General features: G+C 35.9%; 19 protein-coding genes. 10 read left to right on the top strand and 9 right to left on the bottom strand.

The genetic code is table 11. The features are described 5' to 3' along the window. Positions 1-62 precede the first annotated feature (62 nt). Genes ACQKIM_RS06925 through ACQKIM_RS06910 form a run of 4 tightly spaced genes read right to left on the bottom strand, consistent with a single transcriptional unit; the run spans position 63 to position 3,618 of the window. Complete coding sequence (locus ACQKIM_RS06925) at positions 63-581, bottom strand: FixH family protein (protein WP_427541056.1); 519 nt, start codon at positions 579-581, stop codon at positions 63-65. Next, positions 582-1,973, bottom strand: coding sequence for a sensor histidine kinase (locus tag ACQKIM_RS06920; RefSeq protein ID WP_427541053.1), 1,392 nt, complete (start codon positions 1,971-1,973; stop codon positions 582-584). Further along, the gene (locus ACQKIM_RS06915; protein ID WP_427541050.1) at positions 1,970-2,653 is read right to left on the bottom strand and encodes a response regulator transcription factor; all 684 of its coding nucleotides are present in this window, start codon (positions 2,651-2,653) and stop codon (positions 1,970-1,972) included. The genes ACQKIM_RS06920 and ACQKIM_RS06915 overlap by 4 nt, the downstream gene beginning before the upstream one ends. Beyond that, positions 2,650-3,618, bottom strand: a complete 969-nt coding sequence (locus ACQKIM_RS06910) for a YncE family protein (protein WP_427541047.1) — start codon at positions 3,616-3,618, stop codon at positions 2,650-2,652. The genes ACQKIM_RS06915 and ACQKIM_RS06910 overlap by 4 nt, the downstream gene beginning before the upstream one ends. A gap of 187 nt (positions 3,619-3,805) precedes the next feature. Here ACQKIM_RS06910 and ACQKIM_RS06905 point away from each other — a divergent pair, with 187 nt between their 5' ends. Both ACQKIM_RS06905 and ACQKIM_RS06900 read left to right on the top strand, forming a co-directional pair. Then, entirely contained in the window at positions 3,806-3,949 is a 144-nt protein-coding gene (locus tag ACQKIM_RS06905; RefSeq protein ID WP_427541044.1) for a hypothetical protein, read from the top strand. Between the two features lie 170 nt (positions 3,950-4,119). Continuing rightward, on the top strand, positions 4,120-4,254 hold the full coding sequence (locus ACQKIM_RS06900) for a hypothetical protein (RefSeq protein WP_427541041.1): 135 nt from the start codon (positions 4,120-4,122) through the stop codon (positions 4,252-4,254). Between the two features lie 151 nt (positions 4,255-4,405). Here the strand turns inward: ACQKIM_RS06900 and hemY are convergent, their stop codons facing one another. From hemY to hemE, 3 genes are all read right to left on the bottom strand, one after another. Continuing rightward, on the bottom strand, positions 4,406-5,827 hold the full coding sequence (hemY, locus tag ACQKIM_RS06895) for a protoporphyrinogen oxidase (RefSeq protein WP_427541288.1): 1,422 nt from the start codon (positions 5,825-5,827) through the stop codon (positions 4,406-4,408). Between the two features lie 14 nt (positions 5,828-5,841). Then, positions 5,842-6,762 (bottom strand): ferrochelatase, encoded by a 921-nt coding sequence (hemH, locus tag ACQKIM_RS06890; protein WP_427541038.1) that lies wholly within the window; start codon positions 6,760-6,762, stop codon positions 5,842-5,844. A gap of 159 nt (positions 6,763-6,921) precedes the next feature. After that, entirely contained in the window at positions 6,922-7,971 is a 1,050-nt protein-coding gene (hemE, locus tag ACQKIM_RS06885) for a uroporphyrinogen decarboxylase (RefSeq protein WP_427541035.1), read from the bottom strand. Between the two features lie 425 nt (positions 7,972-8,396). Here hemE and ACQKIM_RS06880 point away from each other — a divergent pair, with 425 nt between their 5' ends. After that, positions 8,397-8,915 carry an antibiotic biosynthesis monooxygenase family protein gene (locus ACQKIM_RS06880; protein WP_427541032.1) on the top strand — a complete coding sequence of 173 codons (519 nt, stop codon included), beginning with the start codon at positions 8,397-8,399 and terminating at the stop codon, positions 8,913-8,915. 44 nt (positions 8,916-8,959) lie between these two features. Beyond that, positions 8,960-10,120: an amidohydrolase gene (locus tag ACQKIM_RS06875; protein WP_427541029.1), complete on the top strand. Its 1,161-nt coding sequence runs from the start codon at positions 8,960-8,962 to the stop codon at positions 10,118-10,120. A 34-nt stretch (positions 10,121-10,154) separates the two neighbouring features. Here ACQKIM_RS06875 and ACQKIM_RS06870 read toward each other — a convergent pair whose 3' ends face one another. Together ACQKIM_RS06870 and ACQKIM_RS06865 are read right to left on the bottom strand one after the other, a co-directional pair. Then, entirely contained in the window at positions 10,155-11,339 is a 1,185-nt protein-coding gene (locus ACQKIM_RS06870) for an ABC transporter permease (protein ID WP_427541026.1), read from the bottom strand. Beyond that, positions 11,323-12,072: an ABC transporter ATP-binding protein gene (locus ACQKIM_RS06865; RefSeq protein ID WP_427541023.1), complete on the bottom strand. Its 750-nt coding sequence runs from the start codon at positions 12,070-12,072 to the stop codon at positions 11,323-11,325. The genes ACQKIM_RS06870 and ACQKIM_RS06865 overlap by 17 nt, the downstream gene beginning before the upstream one ends. Positions 12,073-12,179: 107 nt before the next feature. Here ACQKIM_RS06865 and ACQKIM_RS06860 point away from each other — a divergent pair, with 107 nt between their 5' ends. From ACQKIM_RS06860 to ACQKIM_RS06835, 6 genes are all read left to right on the top strand, one after another. Beyond that, on the top strand, positions 12,180-12,593 hold the full coding sequence (locus tag ACQKIM_RS06860; RefSeq protein ID WP_427541020.1) for an HIT family protein: 414 nt from the start codon (positions 12,180-12,182) through the stop codon (positions 12,591-12,593). 138 nt (positions 12,594-12,731) lie between these two features. Beyond that, positions 12,732-13,265 carry a tryptophan transporter gene (locus ACQKIM_RS06855; protein ID WP_427541017.1) on the top strand — a complete coding sequence of 178 codons (534 nt, stop codon included), beginning with the start codon at positions 12,732-12,734 and terminating at the stop codon, positions 13,263-13,265. A 165-nt stretch (positions 13,266-13,430) separates the two neighbouring features. Next, positions 13,431-13,826: a YtxH domain-containing protein gene (locus ACQKIM_RS06850; protein ID WP_427541014.1), complete on the top strand. Its 396-nt coding sequence runs from the start codon at positions 13,431-13,433 to the stop codon at positions 13,824-13,826. A gap of 156 nt (positions 13,827-13,982) precedes the next feature. Further along, entirely contained in the window at positions 13,983-14,543 is a 561-nt protein-coding gene (locus tag ACQKIM_RS06845; RefSeq protein WP_427541011.1) for an HTH-type transcriptional regulator Hpr, read from the top strand. A 199-nt stretch (positions 14,544-14,742) separates the two neighbouring features. Beyond that, on the top strand, positions 14,743-15,288 hold the full coding sequence (locus tag ACQKIM_RS06840) for a DUF3267 domain-containing protein (RefSeq protein ID WP_427541009.1): 546 nt from the start codon (positions 14,743-14,745) through the stop codon (positions 15,286-15,288). 70 nt (positions 15,289-15,358) lie between these two features. Further along, complete coding sequence (locus ACQKIM_RS06835; RefSeq protein WP_008173337.1) at positions 15,359-15,544, top strand: hypothetical protein; 186 nt, start codon at positions 15,359-15,361, stop codon at positions 15,542-15,544. Positions 15,545-15,687 lie beyond the last annotated feature (143 nt).

Genomic DNA, 15,687 nt, shown 5'->3' with positions numbered 1-15,687 from the left:
CAGAAAACCATTTCGGTCATCTGGTCATTATCATATTCCTATTTTAACAATAATGCAAGTGTTTAATGATGATTTTTTTCATTTTTTTCTTGATCGCTTTGCTCTGTATTATTATCGTGATTCATCATATTATTATCCATACTGTTATTCGCTTTGTTATCCTCTGGTACGACCTGTGACATATCAGGGTTTCCAGCTGTAATTTGTTGCTTAGGCATATTATGAACGCCATTAGCTGTTGTATGAGCATACATATAATAAACACCATCATGGTCAAATGTCGTTTCTGCTTTATAAACGCCGTCCTTCTCTAAATTCCCTTCAATCATTTGTCCTTCGTCACGTTTGCCAGATTCCCAAACCTCAAATTCTACAACAGCATTATCCACATTTTTTCCACCCTGCTCAACATGTGCAGCAAGTTCAATCGTTTCATTGATTGCTACTTCTTTTGCTGTTAGGATTTCAACATCTGGTATTTGAGGTACCTCAGGCTCCTTTAATGTTGTGGGTTCTTCTTTTTCCCCACACCCTACTAATAATGCTGGTACTGCTATTAATGCTAACAACCATTTTCTCATTTATTCTTCCTCCATTAATGGCAACGTAATTTTCACCGTTGTGCCCTTTTCTACTTTACTTTCAATTTCAATTTTACCGTATAGCTGTTTTAAAAGTTGCTCCACAATCGATAAGCCCAATCCACTACCACCATCTGCTCGACCACGTGCCTTATTGACACGATAAAAACGCTCTGTCACATGTGGTAAGTCCTCCTGTGGAATACCAATTCCATAATCCTTTATCGTAATCTGAGCATAGTTATGATTCTCTACAGCTACTATTTCTATCTTTGACTGCTCATACGAGTAATTAATAGCATTTTCTATTATATTAATAAAAATCTGTTTCAGCTTGATTTCATCTGCTTTGATAATTAAAGCATCATCAGCACCCAAATTCAGTACTATCCTCTTTTTTTCTGCTTGATGAATTAATATTTTTTGAACTTCACGCAATGTTTCGGCAAGTGGAATTGGATATAGCGTGATTTCTGTTTGCTCATTCTCCATCCGAGCTAGTTGAAGTAGTTCATTTGTCAAACGTTCCATACGATTTGCCTCGCGAACAATAAGCTGAATGGTTTCTTCTTTTTGTTCTTCCTGTATAAAGCCATTATGCAATGCTTCACCATAGCCCTTCACATAACTAATAGGCGTCCGTAATTCATGAGAAACGGTAGCTAAAAACGTTTTTTGAGCCTCATCCTCTTGCTGTATTGACTCTGCCATTTCATTAAAGGTACTAGATAATCGCCCAATCTCATCTTTCGAATTAACCGGCACACGAGTTCCATAATTTCCATCTGACATTTCTTCTACAGCCCTTTGTAATTCACTTAATGGTCGCATTATATGGCGAATCCCTTTATAAATTAAAAAGCTGATTACGATTAAAAATAATAGGGCGCTGCCAACTAGAAAAATAACCTGTTCATTTGCCAACTCACTAATTTTTGCCAACGGGAAGTAAATATAAATGATGCCTTCAAGTCTATTTTGATCCACTAACGGAAGTACTACAGAAATAAGCTGTCTGTCAAATCGAGGTTCATAACCTATTTTTTGTACATAACGACCTGCTAATAATTGCTGGCGATCCTCTGGACCAATTAATGTTTCATAATCAATATCGAATGGTACACAAGCGCTAAGCTCACGAGGATTTCTAACTGCAAAAATATTTAAATTAGAATAATTACTATAATGTTCAATATCCGCAATAAATTCGTCCGTTACTTTTCCACCTGCATACATGGTTTGTAATTTTGTACCAACCTCAATCATCATATCCTCTGTGTCTTCCACATAAAGTCGTTCATATAAGAAATCAGTCAAAACATACATAAATACAACTGTTATAATTAAAAAAATAAAAATTAATATCCAAATACGAGTAGATATCTTTTTCATTCGTTTGCATCAAAACGGTAGCCTACTCCCCAGACGGTTTGTACATATGCCGCTGCTTCCTTTCCAAGCTTCAATCGTAACGTTTTAATATGAGTATCCACCGTTCTTGTACCACCAATATAATCAATATCCCATATGCGTTCCAATAATTGTTCCCTCGTATACGCATTTCCAGGATTTTTCATAAATAGATGCAATAGTTCAAATTCCTTTAATGTGAGTGGGATGCTTTTATCATTCACTGATACTTTTCGAGATATTTCATCTAGTTTTATCGGTCCAGTAACGATATATTTTTGCTGTGTTTCCAATATACTTAAACCAGTTCTTCTCAAAACTGCACGAATACGAGCTAATAGCTCCTCTACTGTAAAAGGCTTGACAATATAATCATCCCCGCCAAGTGTAAGCCCCTTTACCTTATCTTCATTCGCGTCACGGGCAGTTAAAAATATAATCGGTACATTTGACATTGCTCGGATACTCTGACATACTACAAAGCCATCCTCATGTGGCATCATAACATCTAGTAGAACCAAATCGATTTGTTCTCGAACAATAATATCATATGCCTCCATACCACTTGCTGCAGTAAAGGTCTCAAAATTAGAATTATTAAGCATCATCTCTATTAGATTGCGCATATCTCGCTCATCATCAACAATTAATACAGTTGTCACAATTTTTCCTCCCTCACTAACAGTTGAAATGCACCTTTTCCAACATCTACTGTTTTTTCTATATGACCATCCTTAATAAAATACAATGTGTGATCATCATATCCAGCAACCACAATATGGTTCTGAAATTGATTAACAACAAATGGATTCGCCCCTACCTCTAGCTGCCATTTCACCTTACCATTAAAGTCAGCTACATATAATTCATTATGTCCATGACTAACTACAAGGACTGAGTCTTTCGTTTTTGTTAATCCAACAGGCATTAACGGCATCTCTATTTCTCCATATAATTCACCTGTAGTTAAATCATAACGTTTTACCGAGCTATTAGGCTTACTTCCATCACCATGCCCTCCAACCCACAGCTCATTTGTCTCCTCTATTATCGCTAAGCCATGTGCTGATTTTGGAATTACCCACTCCTGTTCAACCTTCAGATTTTTTACATTTAAAATTGATAATTTTGTATCTTTAAAATTTATGATATATAGCTTTTCCTTAAAAGCTGCCATGGACATAGGGTAATTACCTAATTGCTGCGATGCCAGCTTATTTCCCTTCTCATCAAAGCTTGTCACTGTATTCGTGGTGCTATTCGTAATAAAGAATTGTTTATCATTTTCGGAATAATAAACATTTGTAGTACCAATCTTCACTTTTTTTGAATAGAGCTTTTCCCCAGTTGATAATGTATAAACATCAATTTTATCTAACTGATGACCGAACAATAAGATACGATCGTCTCCAAGTAATACTGCACCAGTATAAGCTTTATCAAACGACCATGTGGCTATTACCTTCCCCTGTTCATCTATAAAATCTAATGATGGTTCTTGTATATTTAAAGACGCAATAAAGTTCTGTTTGCTCTTGATAGGCTTAAAGGATAAATCTGTACAGCCAGCCAACCACACTACTAGAATTAAAGAAAGAATGAAGAATGCAAACCTTTTCAACATCATCACCTCTGCCTCTTAACTATACTTCACATTTGTGAAATCCGAGTGAAACTTGATTGGTAATTCTATGACAAACCAACGCCATTATCAGATTCATTATAAATAACACTACTTTTAACAAACATTTATCCAACCCTATCCCTTTAATAAACATCTACTACATAGATTCTGGTAAGGAGGCGTTTCAGCTATGGTGTCAATTAGCTTATGTATGGTTGTAAAAAATTTTGACAGCTTACAACAATACGAACTAGCCAATTCCCATAATGAATTAGCCAGATCCTTTATTCCAAACGATAAAAAAGTTTTACACAATAAAAAGTATTTTAACTAAAGAACATAAGGACTTCTAATATATAAATTAAGCTATATATTTTGAAAGCTATAATCTGGTACAAAACAACCTTCTATTTATTAAACTTTCTTTATCACGAATAAGAGGTAATTATCTATTTCTTCTAGCATCTCAATGAAATATCGATTCTTGGAAATGGGACTATAACTTTGGCTGGAGAAGTAAATTTAAACGCTGGAGATACTATTGACTTGTTCTATGAATCTAATGGATTAACTCTCTCTCTTACACTAGGTGGCGCTAACTCTGGTGGTATCGTTTGGTCATGTCATCGAATCTCTTAGATCAGGTTATTAAGAAAATTTAGAAATAATTGGTAATAAAAATAACAAACTATGATATTTAGTTTGCTATTTCTTTTTGCTTATTCAATTTACATAAATACAAAAAAATAGTACAAACATTAATGTTAATGTTCGTACTATTGCACTGCTATTATTCAAATATATCCTTTAATACTTCTTCTGCAACATGTTTACCTTGTTGCACACATTCTGGTATGGATATTCCCTCAAAGGAGCTACCTGCCAATTTTACAGTTGGGAAATATTCTTGTAATTTTTGTTTAATGCTCCGGACTTTCGCCTCATGTCCAACAGTGTACTGCGGCATTGCATTTTTCCAACGTGTAACCACTGTCGTTATTGGATCCCCATCTATACCTATAGTTTTATTTAAATCCTGTAACACAGTTTTCTCAATTTCAGTATCTGATAACGCTACAATCGCTTCGTCGCCCACTCGACCAATGTAACTGCGTAATAGCACATAATCGTCAGGTGAGGTACCTGGCCACTTGCGATTCATCCAAGTACATGAAGTTATTGAAAAATCGCTATTTCGGGAGACAAAAAACGATAGTGCATCCAGATCACCTAATTGATCTTTTGTAAAAGCCATTGTCACAGTAGCAATAGTAGCTGCCTTCATCGTACTCAATTCAGCTAAAAGCTGTTGTTTACTAAACATTTTCTCTACGACATTAAATGGCGTGGCAATAATAACAGCATCCGCTTTGATTTGAGTAAAATTATTTAACACAACTTGAACTGAGCCTTCCTTACCATGTTCAATTTCTTCGACCTTGACACCCTTCATTATTGAGCCAGGAAGTAATGAATTTTCAAGTTCCTCGATAAGTGTCTCCAAACCATTATTAAAAGTTTGAAAAATCCCCTTATCCTTAGCGATAAGATTATTACTTAAAAAATTCGTACCAGACTTTTTCATTCCAAGTAAAAGGCTACGATATTTTTGTTCTAAATCATAAAGCTGTGGGAAGGTTGAACACATGCTTAGCTGCTCAATATCTCCTGCAAATGTTCCTGCAAGTAGTGGTTCTACTAAATTTTCGACAATTTCTGCACCAAATCTTCTTCTGAAGAACTGCCCTAATGGTTGGTCTTCATTCTGTGCAGAGCGGGGAATAAAAAAATCCCCTGCTGCACGTATTTTTCCGCTAAGTGAAAATAAACCAGATGTAATAAATGACGAGGCATGCGGTGTTGCTCCAGACAAAAGATTACTAGGGATCGGATAAAGATGACTACCAACTGCAATATAAGTCGGACCTGTGTTACTCGTAATTATTTCTTGTTCAATTCCTAAATCTTTTGCCAACGTATTTACATTGTTCTCCCGATCAAAGAAAGATTCTGGTCCGCGCTCTATAATAAAACCATTTTTTCTAAGTGTTTGAATTTTTCCGCCAAGACGTAGTGACGACTCGACAAGTACGATATCTAATGGCAATTCTTTTGCACTTGCTTCTTTTTGCATATAGAACGCAGCTGTAAGACCAGTAATACCACCGCCTACAACAACTACCTTTCGTCTTTTCTGAGTCACCAACATCATCACTTTCTTTTCGCTTAGCTTAATTTTTTATGAATAGCATCTACCATCGCATCAATAAATAATGGATGTGTATTTGGCATAGCTGGACGATAGTATTTCGCCCCTAGTTCATCACAAACAACTTTACATTCAAAATCATTATCGTATAAAACTTCCAGATGTTCTGTTACAAAGCCAACTGGTGTGTACACGAATGATTGGAAGCCTTTTTGCTCATAAAGTTCACGAGTTAAGTCTTGAACATCTGGACCAATCCAAGGCTCTGGTGTTTGACCTGCTGATTGCCAACCTACTTCTACATTTTGTACACCAGTTGCTGCTTGGATTAAACGAGCTGTCTCGATTAATTGGTCTTCATATGGATCGCCCAACTCTTTTATTTTCTCTGGAAGTGAATGGGCAGACACAATTAAACATGCTTTTTCACGCTCTTCCTCAGACATGCCATTAAATGTTTCGTTCACTTCATTTTTCCAATACTCTATGAATTTTGGTTCATCGTACCAAGATTCTACAGAAGTAATTGCTAAACGATTCCCAGCCGCTTCTGCTGCACGTCCATTATAAGACTTGATAGAGAATGTTGAGAAATGAGGCGCTAATACAATAGAAACCGCTTCTTTAATACCTTCTGCTACCATTTGTTCTACAGCATCTTCAATAAATGGGTGAATATGCTTTAAACCAATAAATAATTTGTATTCTACAGCATCTTGAACTTCATTTAAACGTGCACATAAAGTTTCTGCCTGAGCTTTTGTCGCAGCAGCAAGTGGTGATAACCCGCCTATTGCTTCATATCGACTACGTAAATCTTCTAGATGCTCTGGTGATGGTTTACGACCATGGCGAATATGCGTATAGTAAGGTTCTATATCTTCTTCTTTATAAGGTGTTCCATATGCCATTACTAATAAGCCTTTGATTTCTTTCATTACCTTTTTCACCTCTAAATATTAATTTAAATATATTTTTTCTTATAAATAAGTATGTGGCAAAAAGAAGCTGTCCAATTCATTAGGTTGGACAGCTCCCTTGCTGTGTTGTACATAATGTAACATTCACAGACAAGATTTAGTCAAAGCTTCTTAATTTTATGAGCGTGCTTGGATTTGTTGAGCACTATAATCATGAATAAGAGCTGTTAATCGTTTCAATACCTCTGGATCTACCTCTGGGAATACACCGTGCCCAAGATTAAAGATATGTCCAGGCATTTCTAAGCCTTGATCGATAATATCTTTTGCACGCTTTTCTATAACTGACCAATCTGCAATTAATAAAGATGGATCTAAGTTACCTTGTACTGGTTTAGTAATACCATTTGCACATGCTTCTTTAATCGGTAAACGCCAATCTAAGCCAACAACATCAATCGGTAAATCATTCCATTCTTTTGCCAAATGACTTGCACCGACACCGAACTGAATAAGCGGTACATTTTCTTTTTTCAACTCAGCAAAAATACGCGTCATTACTGGTTTAATAAAGATACGGTAGTCTTCAACATTTAAAGCACCTACCCAAGAGTCAAATACTTGAATTGCCTTTGCACCTGCTTCGATTTGTGCTGTTACGTAAGAAATAATCATATCTGCTAATTTATCCATTAATGCAAACCAAGCTTGTGGTTCTGATACCATAAATGATTTTGTCTTATTATAATTTCTTGAAGGTCCACCTTCAATCATATAGCTTGCAAGCGTAAAAGGCGCACCAGCAAAACCAATTAGAGGTACATTCAGCTGCTCTTCTGTTAATAACTTTATTGTTTCTAATACAAATGGTGTCTGTTCCTTAGCATTAAACTCACCTAATTTTTCTACATCAGCAACAGAACGAATAGGATTGGAAATAACTGGACCAACTCCAGCTTTTATTTTCACATCGACACCGATACCAGGGAGAGGTGTTACAATATCCTTGTATAAAATGGCCGCATCAACATTATAGTTTTCTACTGGTAAACGAGTTACATACGCACAAAGCTCAGGTTGATGTGTGATTTCCTCCAACGAATATTTTTCTTTAATCTCACGATATTCTGGCTGAGAGCGTCCTGCCTGTCGCATATACCATACAGGTGTATGTTCTGTTCTTTCCCCTCGTGCAGCACGAAGAAGTGTATCATTAAATGTTGTCATGAATAGTTCCTTCCCCTCAATAAAATTCATATCGTATCAATTTCGCCTTGGCGTAATTGCGTCCGGATTTTGAATTGTGCCTGCACAATTCATTCCTTTGAAAATCCGTGACATCTGCCGGAGGCTTTATCTTCATTCAGTAGGTGTTTGAACACTCAATGAAAAGAAACCAAATCCGCATTCATCTCACCACCTGTAGAGGTGGGAGCCTTCTGCTGAATGAAGATAAAATCTTTAGTTTATTCCTTTATTATTGATATCCGTTTTCAATAGTAAACGCTTCCTTAGTAATTGTATAGTTTTCCACATGAAATGTCATAAAATTGTTCTTTCTAAAAGATTTCTTTTTTGACAAAGCTATAGACTTCCACTTAAATGGAGATAATCAAGCTATTATACTGAGCATTCATAAGGAGGGCAAATTTATGTATATTTATTTAACTTCAGGTACAGGAGATTTTTTAGAACAAGTAAGAAAAAAGCACTCAAACCAGGAGATGATTTTAATACACGGTGAAGGAAATTCTGTGCTTATACATGAAACTGAAGGAAAATCTGTATTTGCCACACCACGTAAGTTTGAAGTATTGGATTCAGTAAACGATTTAGAAGAACGTGGATTTTTTGTTTTTAACAACATTCCTGTAACAGATGAAGGTCGACCTGTTTTTGAACATCGCTTTTTAAATCGTGCACGTGCTATCGAGGATGAACCAGGCTTTCTAGCATTCCGACTACTTCGTCCGTTAAATAGCGAAACCTATATTGTCATGACGCAATGGAATGGTCCACATTCATTTGAAGCATGGAAAAGCTCAAAAGCATTTAAGTCAGCACATGCAGAACGTGAAGAACCAACAGGTGTTCGTCAACAAAATATATTTTCAGCCGCTTCCTATATTACAACCTATAGCGTTGCCCCAAAAGAAGAAGACGAAGAGTGACATTCGTGTTTTATCTAGAATAATCTGATAAAGGAGTTTTGACTATGGATCAACATCTACTTGAGAAAATCGATGCTCATTTTGAAGAAATGGTGGCTATTCGCCGCCATCTACATATGCATCCGGAGCTAAGCTTCCAGGAGCAAGAAACCGCTAATTATATTAGTCAATTTTATAAAAAACTTGGGGTCCCAGTTGAAGTAAATATCAGTGGCTACGGACTCATTGCCCGAATTAAAGGAAGCAAACCTGGCAAAACAATTGCCTTACGTGCAGACTTTGATGCACTGCCTATACAAGATGAAAAAGATGTTCCCTATAAATCTACTGTGCCCGGAGTGATGCATGCTTGTGGGCATGATGGTCACACAGCAACATTATTGATTGTCGGCAAGCTTTTATGGGAAATGCGCGATGATTTAGTAGGTGAATATATTTTGATTCATCAGCACGCAGAAGAGGTTGATCCTGGCGGTGCTATTGGAATGGTCCAAGCAGGTGTTTTACAAGGCGTTGATGCTATCTTTGGTACACATTTATCATCAAATCATCCAACAGGAACAGTTGGTTATCGAGTGGGTCCAATGATGGCTGCTGTGGATAGCTTTGACCTAAAAATCCAAGGCAAGGGTGGACATGGTGCACACCCTGATCAAACTAAAGATGCAATTGTGATTGGTGCACAGCTTGTCATGAACCTACAGCAAATTGTGGCACGTCGTGTTGTTCCAACAGAGCCAGCCGTATTATCAGTCGGCTCCTTTGTCGCTTCAAATGCAGACAATATTATTGCCGATACTGCTTATTTAAATGGGACTATTCGTACATTTGATAAAGACATACGAGAAACAATGGAGCGTGAATTTAAGCGCATTATTAAAGGTACGGAAATTACCCATGATTGTTCGATTGAGCTTAATTTTCGTCGTGGCTACCCTGCTCTTGTCAATCATGAAAAGGAAACATTATTTATTCGTGAGATTGCCAAGGATATTTGTGAGGTATTTGAAATGGAGACAACAATGGGAGCGGAGGATTTTTCTTATTACTTAGAGGAAAAACCAGGCACATTTTTCTTTACAGGAGCTGCACCTGTTGCACCAGCTCCTCACCATCATCCTCAATTTGATATAGATGAAGAAGGTATGGCAGTGGCAGCAAAGGTATTATTAACGGCAGCACTTGATTATCAATTAATCAAATAATCATTCAAAAAAGTCCACCGTAGTGGACTTTTTATTAAGGCTTAGAAACCTTCGTTGTTATTTCACTGACAACAATAATAATTACTATTCCTATATAGAACATCGGCTGCATCACACTACATATGCCAACAATAACGGCTTGAGTGACCATCGCTAAACGAACAATTTGTTGAACGGCTGCTTTACGAGCATGGTCAGGCAATGGGTACAGCATGTCCATACGAAATTCTCCACTTGCCAATAAAGCTTGCTTTAACTGAATTGTGGATGCAAAGCTTAATGCTCCTACAACAATCCATGTCACGATAGGAATATCGACAAAGGCTGCAATAACAGCAGAAATAACTGTTAAACGAAGCCATAAATAAAAGTGATCGTCAGTACGTACAAAAGTTCGAAACACTAAATATTTTTGTGTGTTCTCCTTTTTATAAGGGATGAATTTATACAGCCAGTCAAGCCATGCTCTACGACGAATGATTCCTCTTAAATGGGGCACTTCCGTAAAATAATTTGCAAAACGATAGAAGCTCATCATTCGATTTTGCTCTAGCTCCACAAAATGCTCATACGGCACAGGCTCACCCTTACATTTTTTTCTGAATATAAGAACATAAATACAGCCAATAACAGTGGCAACGATTGCTAATATTATTTTGGCTTGTAGTGCCATGTAAATAGTCACACCAAATATTATTGCTCGAATTAGCCTGTCCACCCAAATCATCTGACCGCGTTCACTATAACGGTAGCTAAATTCACCTTGAACACTTAGAAACTTCAATACAATAATTAAAACAAACACTGCCCAAATTTCAATTGTTGTTAAATCAGTAATCGCCTTTAGTAAAGGGATACTTACAATATATACAATCGCAACAATCCAAACCTGTGACCAAAATGTCCACCCTAACGCCTTTTGAAAGTACTGTGACATTTTCGATTCTACAGGTAATAAATACACTTGATCTGGCTCTCGCAAAAGCGAAGTAGGTCGGCTAAAAGCTAATAAAATTCCTACGATTACGGCAATTACTATTTCTGCTGGAAAATCTAATTGTACGATTTTAAGCCATTCACTATATTGATAGCCTCCTGCTCCAACAAGAAATACGAGTACAATCGCGATATGCCCAGTAAAAATAAATTGCATATATTTTTGTACTTCTCCTATATAATGCATGAAACGAGAAGACCATACATCACGCAAGTTCTTCATGGTCCCGCTCCTTTGTCATAGCAATATATAATTCATCCAATGTCGCGTGTGGCATAGCAAAAGCCTGACGTAAATCATTCATCGTTCCTTGTGCTCGAACACGTCCTTCATGTAATAAGATGATTCGATCACAATGCTTCTCAGCCGTCGATAAAATGTGAGTGGACATTAATATAGAAGCGCCCTCTTTTTTCTTTTCATCCATTTGATCTAGCAATGATTGAATGCCAAGAGGATCAAGACCCACAAAAGGCTCATCAATAATATAAAGACTTGGATTAACTAAAAAGGCACACATAATCATCACCTTTTGACGCATTCCTTTAGAAAAATGCGATGGGAACCAATTCAGTCTTTTTTCCATCCTAAATTCTTTCAATAATAACTCTGATCGAGCTGCAAGTGTCGCCTCATCTAGATCATAAGCCATTGCCGTTAATGCTAAATGTTCCCGTAATGTTAGCTCATCGTATAATACAGGCGTTTCAGGTATATAAGAAAATGATGTTCGATACTTGTCCGTATTTTCCTTTAATGTAACACCATTTAATCGAATATCCCCTTCTTTAGGAAGCATTGTACCAATAATGTGCTTAATCGTTGTACTTTTCCCAGCACCGTTCAAGCCAATTAAGCCAACAAGCTCCCCTTTTCCAATGGTAAATGATAAATCTTTTATAACAGGCTTTCTTGTGTAGCCACCTGTCACATGTTGTACTTCTAATACTGACATGACCTCACTCCTCTTCTTGTTTTATATTTTATCAAAAATTAGCAAATGATACAGTTATGAGTATGATAGAATGTAATTACATACATAAATGAAAGGGGAAATTACGAATGAGCGATTGCCTATTTTGCAAAATCATTGACGGATCCATTCCAAGTACAAAAATTTATGAAGACGACCATGTCTATGCATTCACAGATATTTCACCGGTTGCTAAAGGACATACTTTATTAATTCCCAAACAGCACTGTCAGGATTTATTTGAAATGCCAGAGGATGTAGCACGTAATCTTTATGCTGCGGCACCTAAAATTGCAAATGCTATCAAAGCAGCGTTTCAACCTATTGGCTTGAATACAATTAATAACAATGGAGCAGCTGCTGGACAAACCGTTTTCCACTATCACTTACATTTTATTCCGCGTTATGATGAAAAAGAAGGTCTAGGTTTAATTTGGCAAACACAAAAATATACACCAGAGCAATTAACTGAAGTTGCAGAAAATATTAAAGCACATCTTTAAATAAGAGGGATATACTTTAATTTTCAGAATAGTGCCTTGCAATTTAAAAATTTTTATCGTACAATCACAAATAAGTTTCGCTAACGGTCAAGAGGACACGTTGGGAGACAGATTAGCATAGTTGAGGAGAGATTAGAAATGAATACAAAGAATTTAGTTTTAATGGCACTCTTAGTCGGTGTAGGTGCGGCGCTATACGTAGTCACACCAGGTATGGTAAATGGCATGAAGCCCGATTTCATGCTAACAATGATGTTTATCGGGATATTACTGTTCCCTACCATTAAAGAAACGTTTTTACTTTCTTTAGCGACAGGTGTTCTATCAGGATTATTTACAACATTTCCTGCTGGTCTAGTTCCAAATATTATCGATAAGGCTGTTACTGGTTTTGTCTTTTTAGCGATTTTATTCGCCCTAAAAAAACTTGCAAAGAATTTTGTTGTATCAGCTGTCTTAGTAGGTATAGGAACAATATTATCAGGTACGGTATTTTTAGCAGTAGCACTTTTTGTGTTCAATGCTAATGTTGGTGCAACATTTGCTATGCTTTTTATAGGTGTTGTCTTACCTGCTGTAGCATTTAATGTCATTGCTTTCGCGATTATTTATCCAATTGTTGTAAAATTAGTAAAGCGTTCTAAATTCAATACAGCTATTTCTCAAATTTAATATGTAGTACAAACCCTTATTTTGAGGAAAAAGTACTTTCAACTACTAAAAGAAGCTAAAACGTGATGGAAAATTACTCGTTTAGCTTCTTTTTTCTTTTGGTATATGTGCATTTCGTGGTTTAATAAGGGTAATATAATTATTACAGAAACGAGGTATTTCGATATGAAGGCAAAACCATTTTTATTTGGACTAGTTACTGGCATTGTTGGAGGAACTATTGCTGTACTTTTCTCTACTCCCCAATCAGGCAGACAATTACGCGCAAATTTGCGAGAAAATGCTGAAATCACTAAGGACAAGCTTTTCGAAGTTAAACATCAGGTTGATAATGTTAAACAGTCAGTTAATTCCTTAACAAATGAAGTCAAAAATAATATACCGCAAATAATAAATGAATTAAAACAAACAATTACTACATTTACAGATGAAATCGAGCCAACAAAAAATAATTTACAACAAGAAATAGAGGCATTACAGAATACAATTAGCGAAATCGAGAAAAATGTTGCACAATTCACAGAAAAAAAGAAAAAACCACAAGAAAATATAAACAACTAAAGTCCTATTAAACTAAAAATAATAATATTTTTTTATTAAAAAACCCTTAAAAAATATTATTATTTAACCACTTTTCAATTATTTAATTTTTCTAACTTTAAACTTTTTTCCTTTATTGCTATAATATTTTTAAAACGTTAAAGAAAGCAGTAGGTGATGGCTTTGTCAGAGGAATTATACACACAAAAAGAGGCGATGCTTTATAGTCAAAGAATTGCGCAATTATCAAAAGCCTTATGGAAAGCGGTTGAAAAGGATTGGCAGCAATGGATTAAACCATACGATTTAAACATCAATGAGCATCATATTCTATGGATTTCGTATCATCTAAAAGGGGCTTCGATTTCCGATGTAGCAAAATTTGGCGTGATGCACGTTTCCACAGCATTTAACTTCTCAAAAAAATTAGAAGAGCGTGGATTCCTGAAGTTTTCAAAGCGTGATGACGACAAACGTAATACGTATGTTGAACTAACTGAAGCAGGCACAGAACTAATTGTTGAAATGAATAGCAATTATCATAATACGTATCATTCTGTCCTCGAAGGGTCATTAGCTTTAAAAGACTTATATGGTCGCTTCCCAGAATTTTTAGATGTTATGGCTGTAATCCGCAATATTTATGGAGAAGACTTCATTGATATTTTCGAGCGCTCCTTTCAACACTTCCGTGATTCCTTTGACACGTTAGAAGTTCGTTCAACTGTAAAAGGATAAAGTGAAACTCATTTGTAGCTGCTGATTATATTTAAACAATTGAGGAATAACGATATGGGGTACGCCCTTACGAAACGTTAAAAATCATGTTAAAGGAGGTATTTCAGAAAATATTTCTGAGATACCTCCTTTTTCTTGCATTCTTACATAAATCAATTTACATTAAATAGGACCCTTCCAATTATGGAGTTGATAAAGCATGCACTGTTGGAAAATATTAAATCTTGAACATCACTACGGTACAACGCGTATTATAATAATGTCTGTATTCGTGTTTTTAACCGTATTTTCTCTATCTTATGTAACATTTAATTTATTTAATGATGAACACTATACTGATCATTTATTTTGGTTATTTGTCATTGCAGTATTTGCCCTTTATCCAATTCATAAATGCTTACACTTTCTAGCATTATTTGATTTACGGCAGCATTTAACATTACGTATGCGTTCGCAATTTTATGTAATTCCTGTTTTACATATGCGCATACGTGAGCCATTATCAAAAAGTCGTTATATTATGGCACTACTTACACCATTTTTCGTGCTTAATACAGTCATATTAATAGGTACACTTTTTTTACCTGCCTACACACATTACGGCACATTGCTATTAGCATATCATTGTAGTTTATGTTTAATTGATATCCTATATGTAAAATACTTATTGAATTCACCAAAGGACTCCCAAATTGAGGAAACACCAAAGGGCTATGAAATTTTAGTACCGCCTACTATTCATTAAATTGCTTGTACTTGTGTTTTGTTGACGTTTTTTGTTATGCTATTACTATTGAAAGAGGGGAGGAATAGACTTGCTATTAATGATCGTAGTTCTATTCTCGGTATTCTATTTATTTCAAATAAACCGCATGACTTATGCACTGTGCATGCGACGTGAAATTCCCGAAGAAAATCAGCCAAAAATATTCCGAACTATAAATATACTTATTACAATATTACTTGTCTCATTTTATATTGAAATTTTATATGCAGTATAGTTAAAAAAGTGCATCCGCGCACGCTCGGAGGTCAGTTTAACACCTCGTGTATCAACTCTTTCTGATCGATGAAGGTTGAACTCAAGCGTGCGGCTTGAATGCCTTCCATTGTTAAAAAAGCTAAGGATATTATACCCTTAGCT

Source organism: Lysinibacillus sp. NPDC047702 (assembly GCF_050272555.1).
In the GTDB taxonomy this organism is placed as follows: Bacteria; Bacillota; Bacilli; order Bacillales_A; family Planococcaceae; genus Lysinibacillus.
Note: the sequence above shows the minus strand (reverse complement) of the source record. Positions and strands in the feature narration are given on the sequence as shown.

Excerpts from the sequence above, each read along its gene's own strand:
- ACQKIM_RS06925 (WP_427541056.1), bottom strand. The coding sequence starts at position 581 with ATGAGAAAATGGTTGTTAGCATTAATAGCAGTACCAGCATTATTAGTA.
- ACQKIM_RS06845 (WP_427541011.1), top strand. The coding sequence starts at position 13,983 with ATGGCTTTGTCAGAGGAATTATACACACAAAAAGAGGCGATGCTTTAT.
- ACQKIM_RS06860 (WP_427541020.1), top strand. The coding sequence starts at position 12,180 with ATGAGCGATTGCCTATTTTGCAAAATCATTGACGGATCCATTCCAAGT.
- ACQKIM_RS06905 (WP_427541044.1), top strand. The coding sequence starts at position 3,806 with ATGGTGTCAATTAGCTTATGTATGGTTGTAAAAAATTTTGACAGCTTA.
- ACQKIM_RS06850 (WP_427541014.1), top strand. The coding sequence starts at position 13,431 with ATGAAGGCAAAACCATTTTTATTTGGACTAGTTACTGGCATTGTTGGA.
- ACQKIM_RS06870 (WP_427541026.1), bottom strand. The coding sequence starts at position 11,339 with ATGAAGAACTTGCGTGATGTATGGTCTTCTCGTTTCATGCATTATATA.
- ACQKIM_RS06840 (WP_427541009.1), top strand. The coding sequence starts at position 14,743 with ATGCACTGTTGGAAAATATTAAATCTTGAACATCACTACGGTACAACG.
- hemH (WP_427541038.1), bottom strand. The coding sequence starts at position 6,762 with ATGAAAGAAATCAAAGGCTTATTAGTAATGGCATATGGAACACCTTAT.
- ACQKIM_RS06920 (WP_427541053.1), bottom strand. The coding sequence starts at position 1,973 with ATGAAAAAGATATCTACTCGTATTTGGATATTAATTTTTATTTTTTTA.
- hemE (WP_427541035.1), bottom strand. The coding sequence starts at position 7,971 with ATGACAACATTTAATGATACACTTCTTCGTGCTGCACGAGGGGAAAGA.
- ACQKIM_RS06865 (WP_427541023.1), bottom strand. The coding sequence starts at position 12,072 with ATGTCAGTATTAGAAGTACAACATGTGACAGGTGGCTACACAAGAAAG.
- ACQKIM_RS06910 (WP_427541047.1), bottom strand. The coding sequence starts at position 3,618 with ATGATGTTGAAAAGGTTTGCATTCTTCATTCTTTCTTTAATTCTAGTA.
- hemY (WP_427541288.1), bottom strand. The coding sequence starts at position 5,827 with ATGATGTTGGTGACTCAGAAAAGACGAAAGGTAGTTGTTGTAGGCGGT.
- ACQKIM_RS06880 (WP_427541032.1), top strand. The coding sequence starts at position 8,397 with ATGTATATTTATTTAACTTCAGGTACAGGAGATTTTTTAGAACAAGTA.
- ACQKIM_RS06855 (WP_427541017.1), top strand. The coding sequence starts at position 12,732 with ATGAATACAAAGAATTTAGTTTTAATGGCACTCTTAGTCGGTGTAGGT.
- ACQKIM_RS06875 (WP_427541029.1), top strand. The coding sequence starts at position 8,960 with ATGGATCAACATCTACTTGAGAAAATCGATGCTCATTTTGAAGAAATG.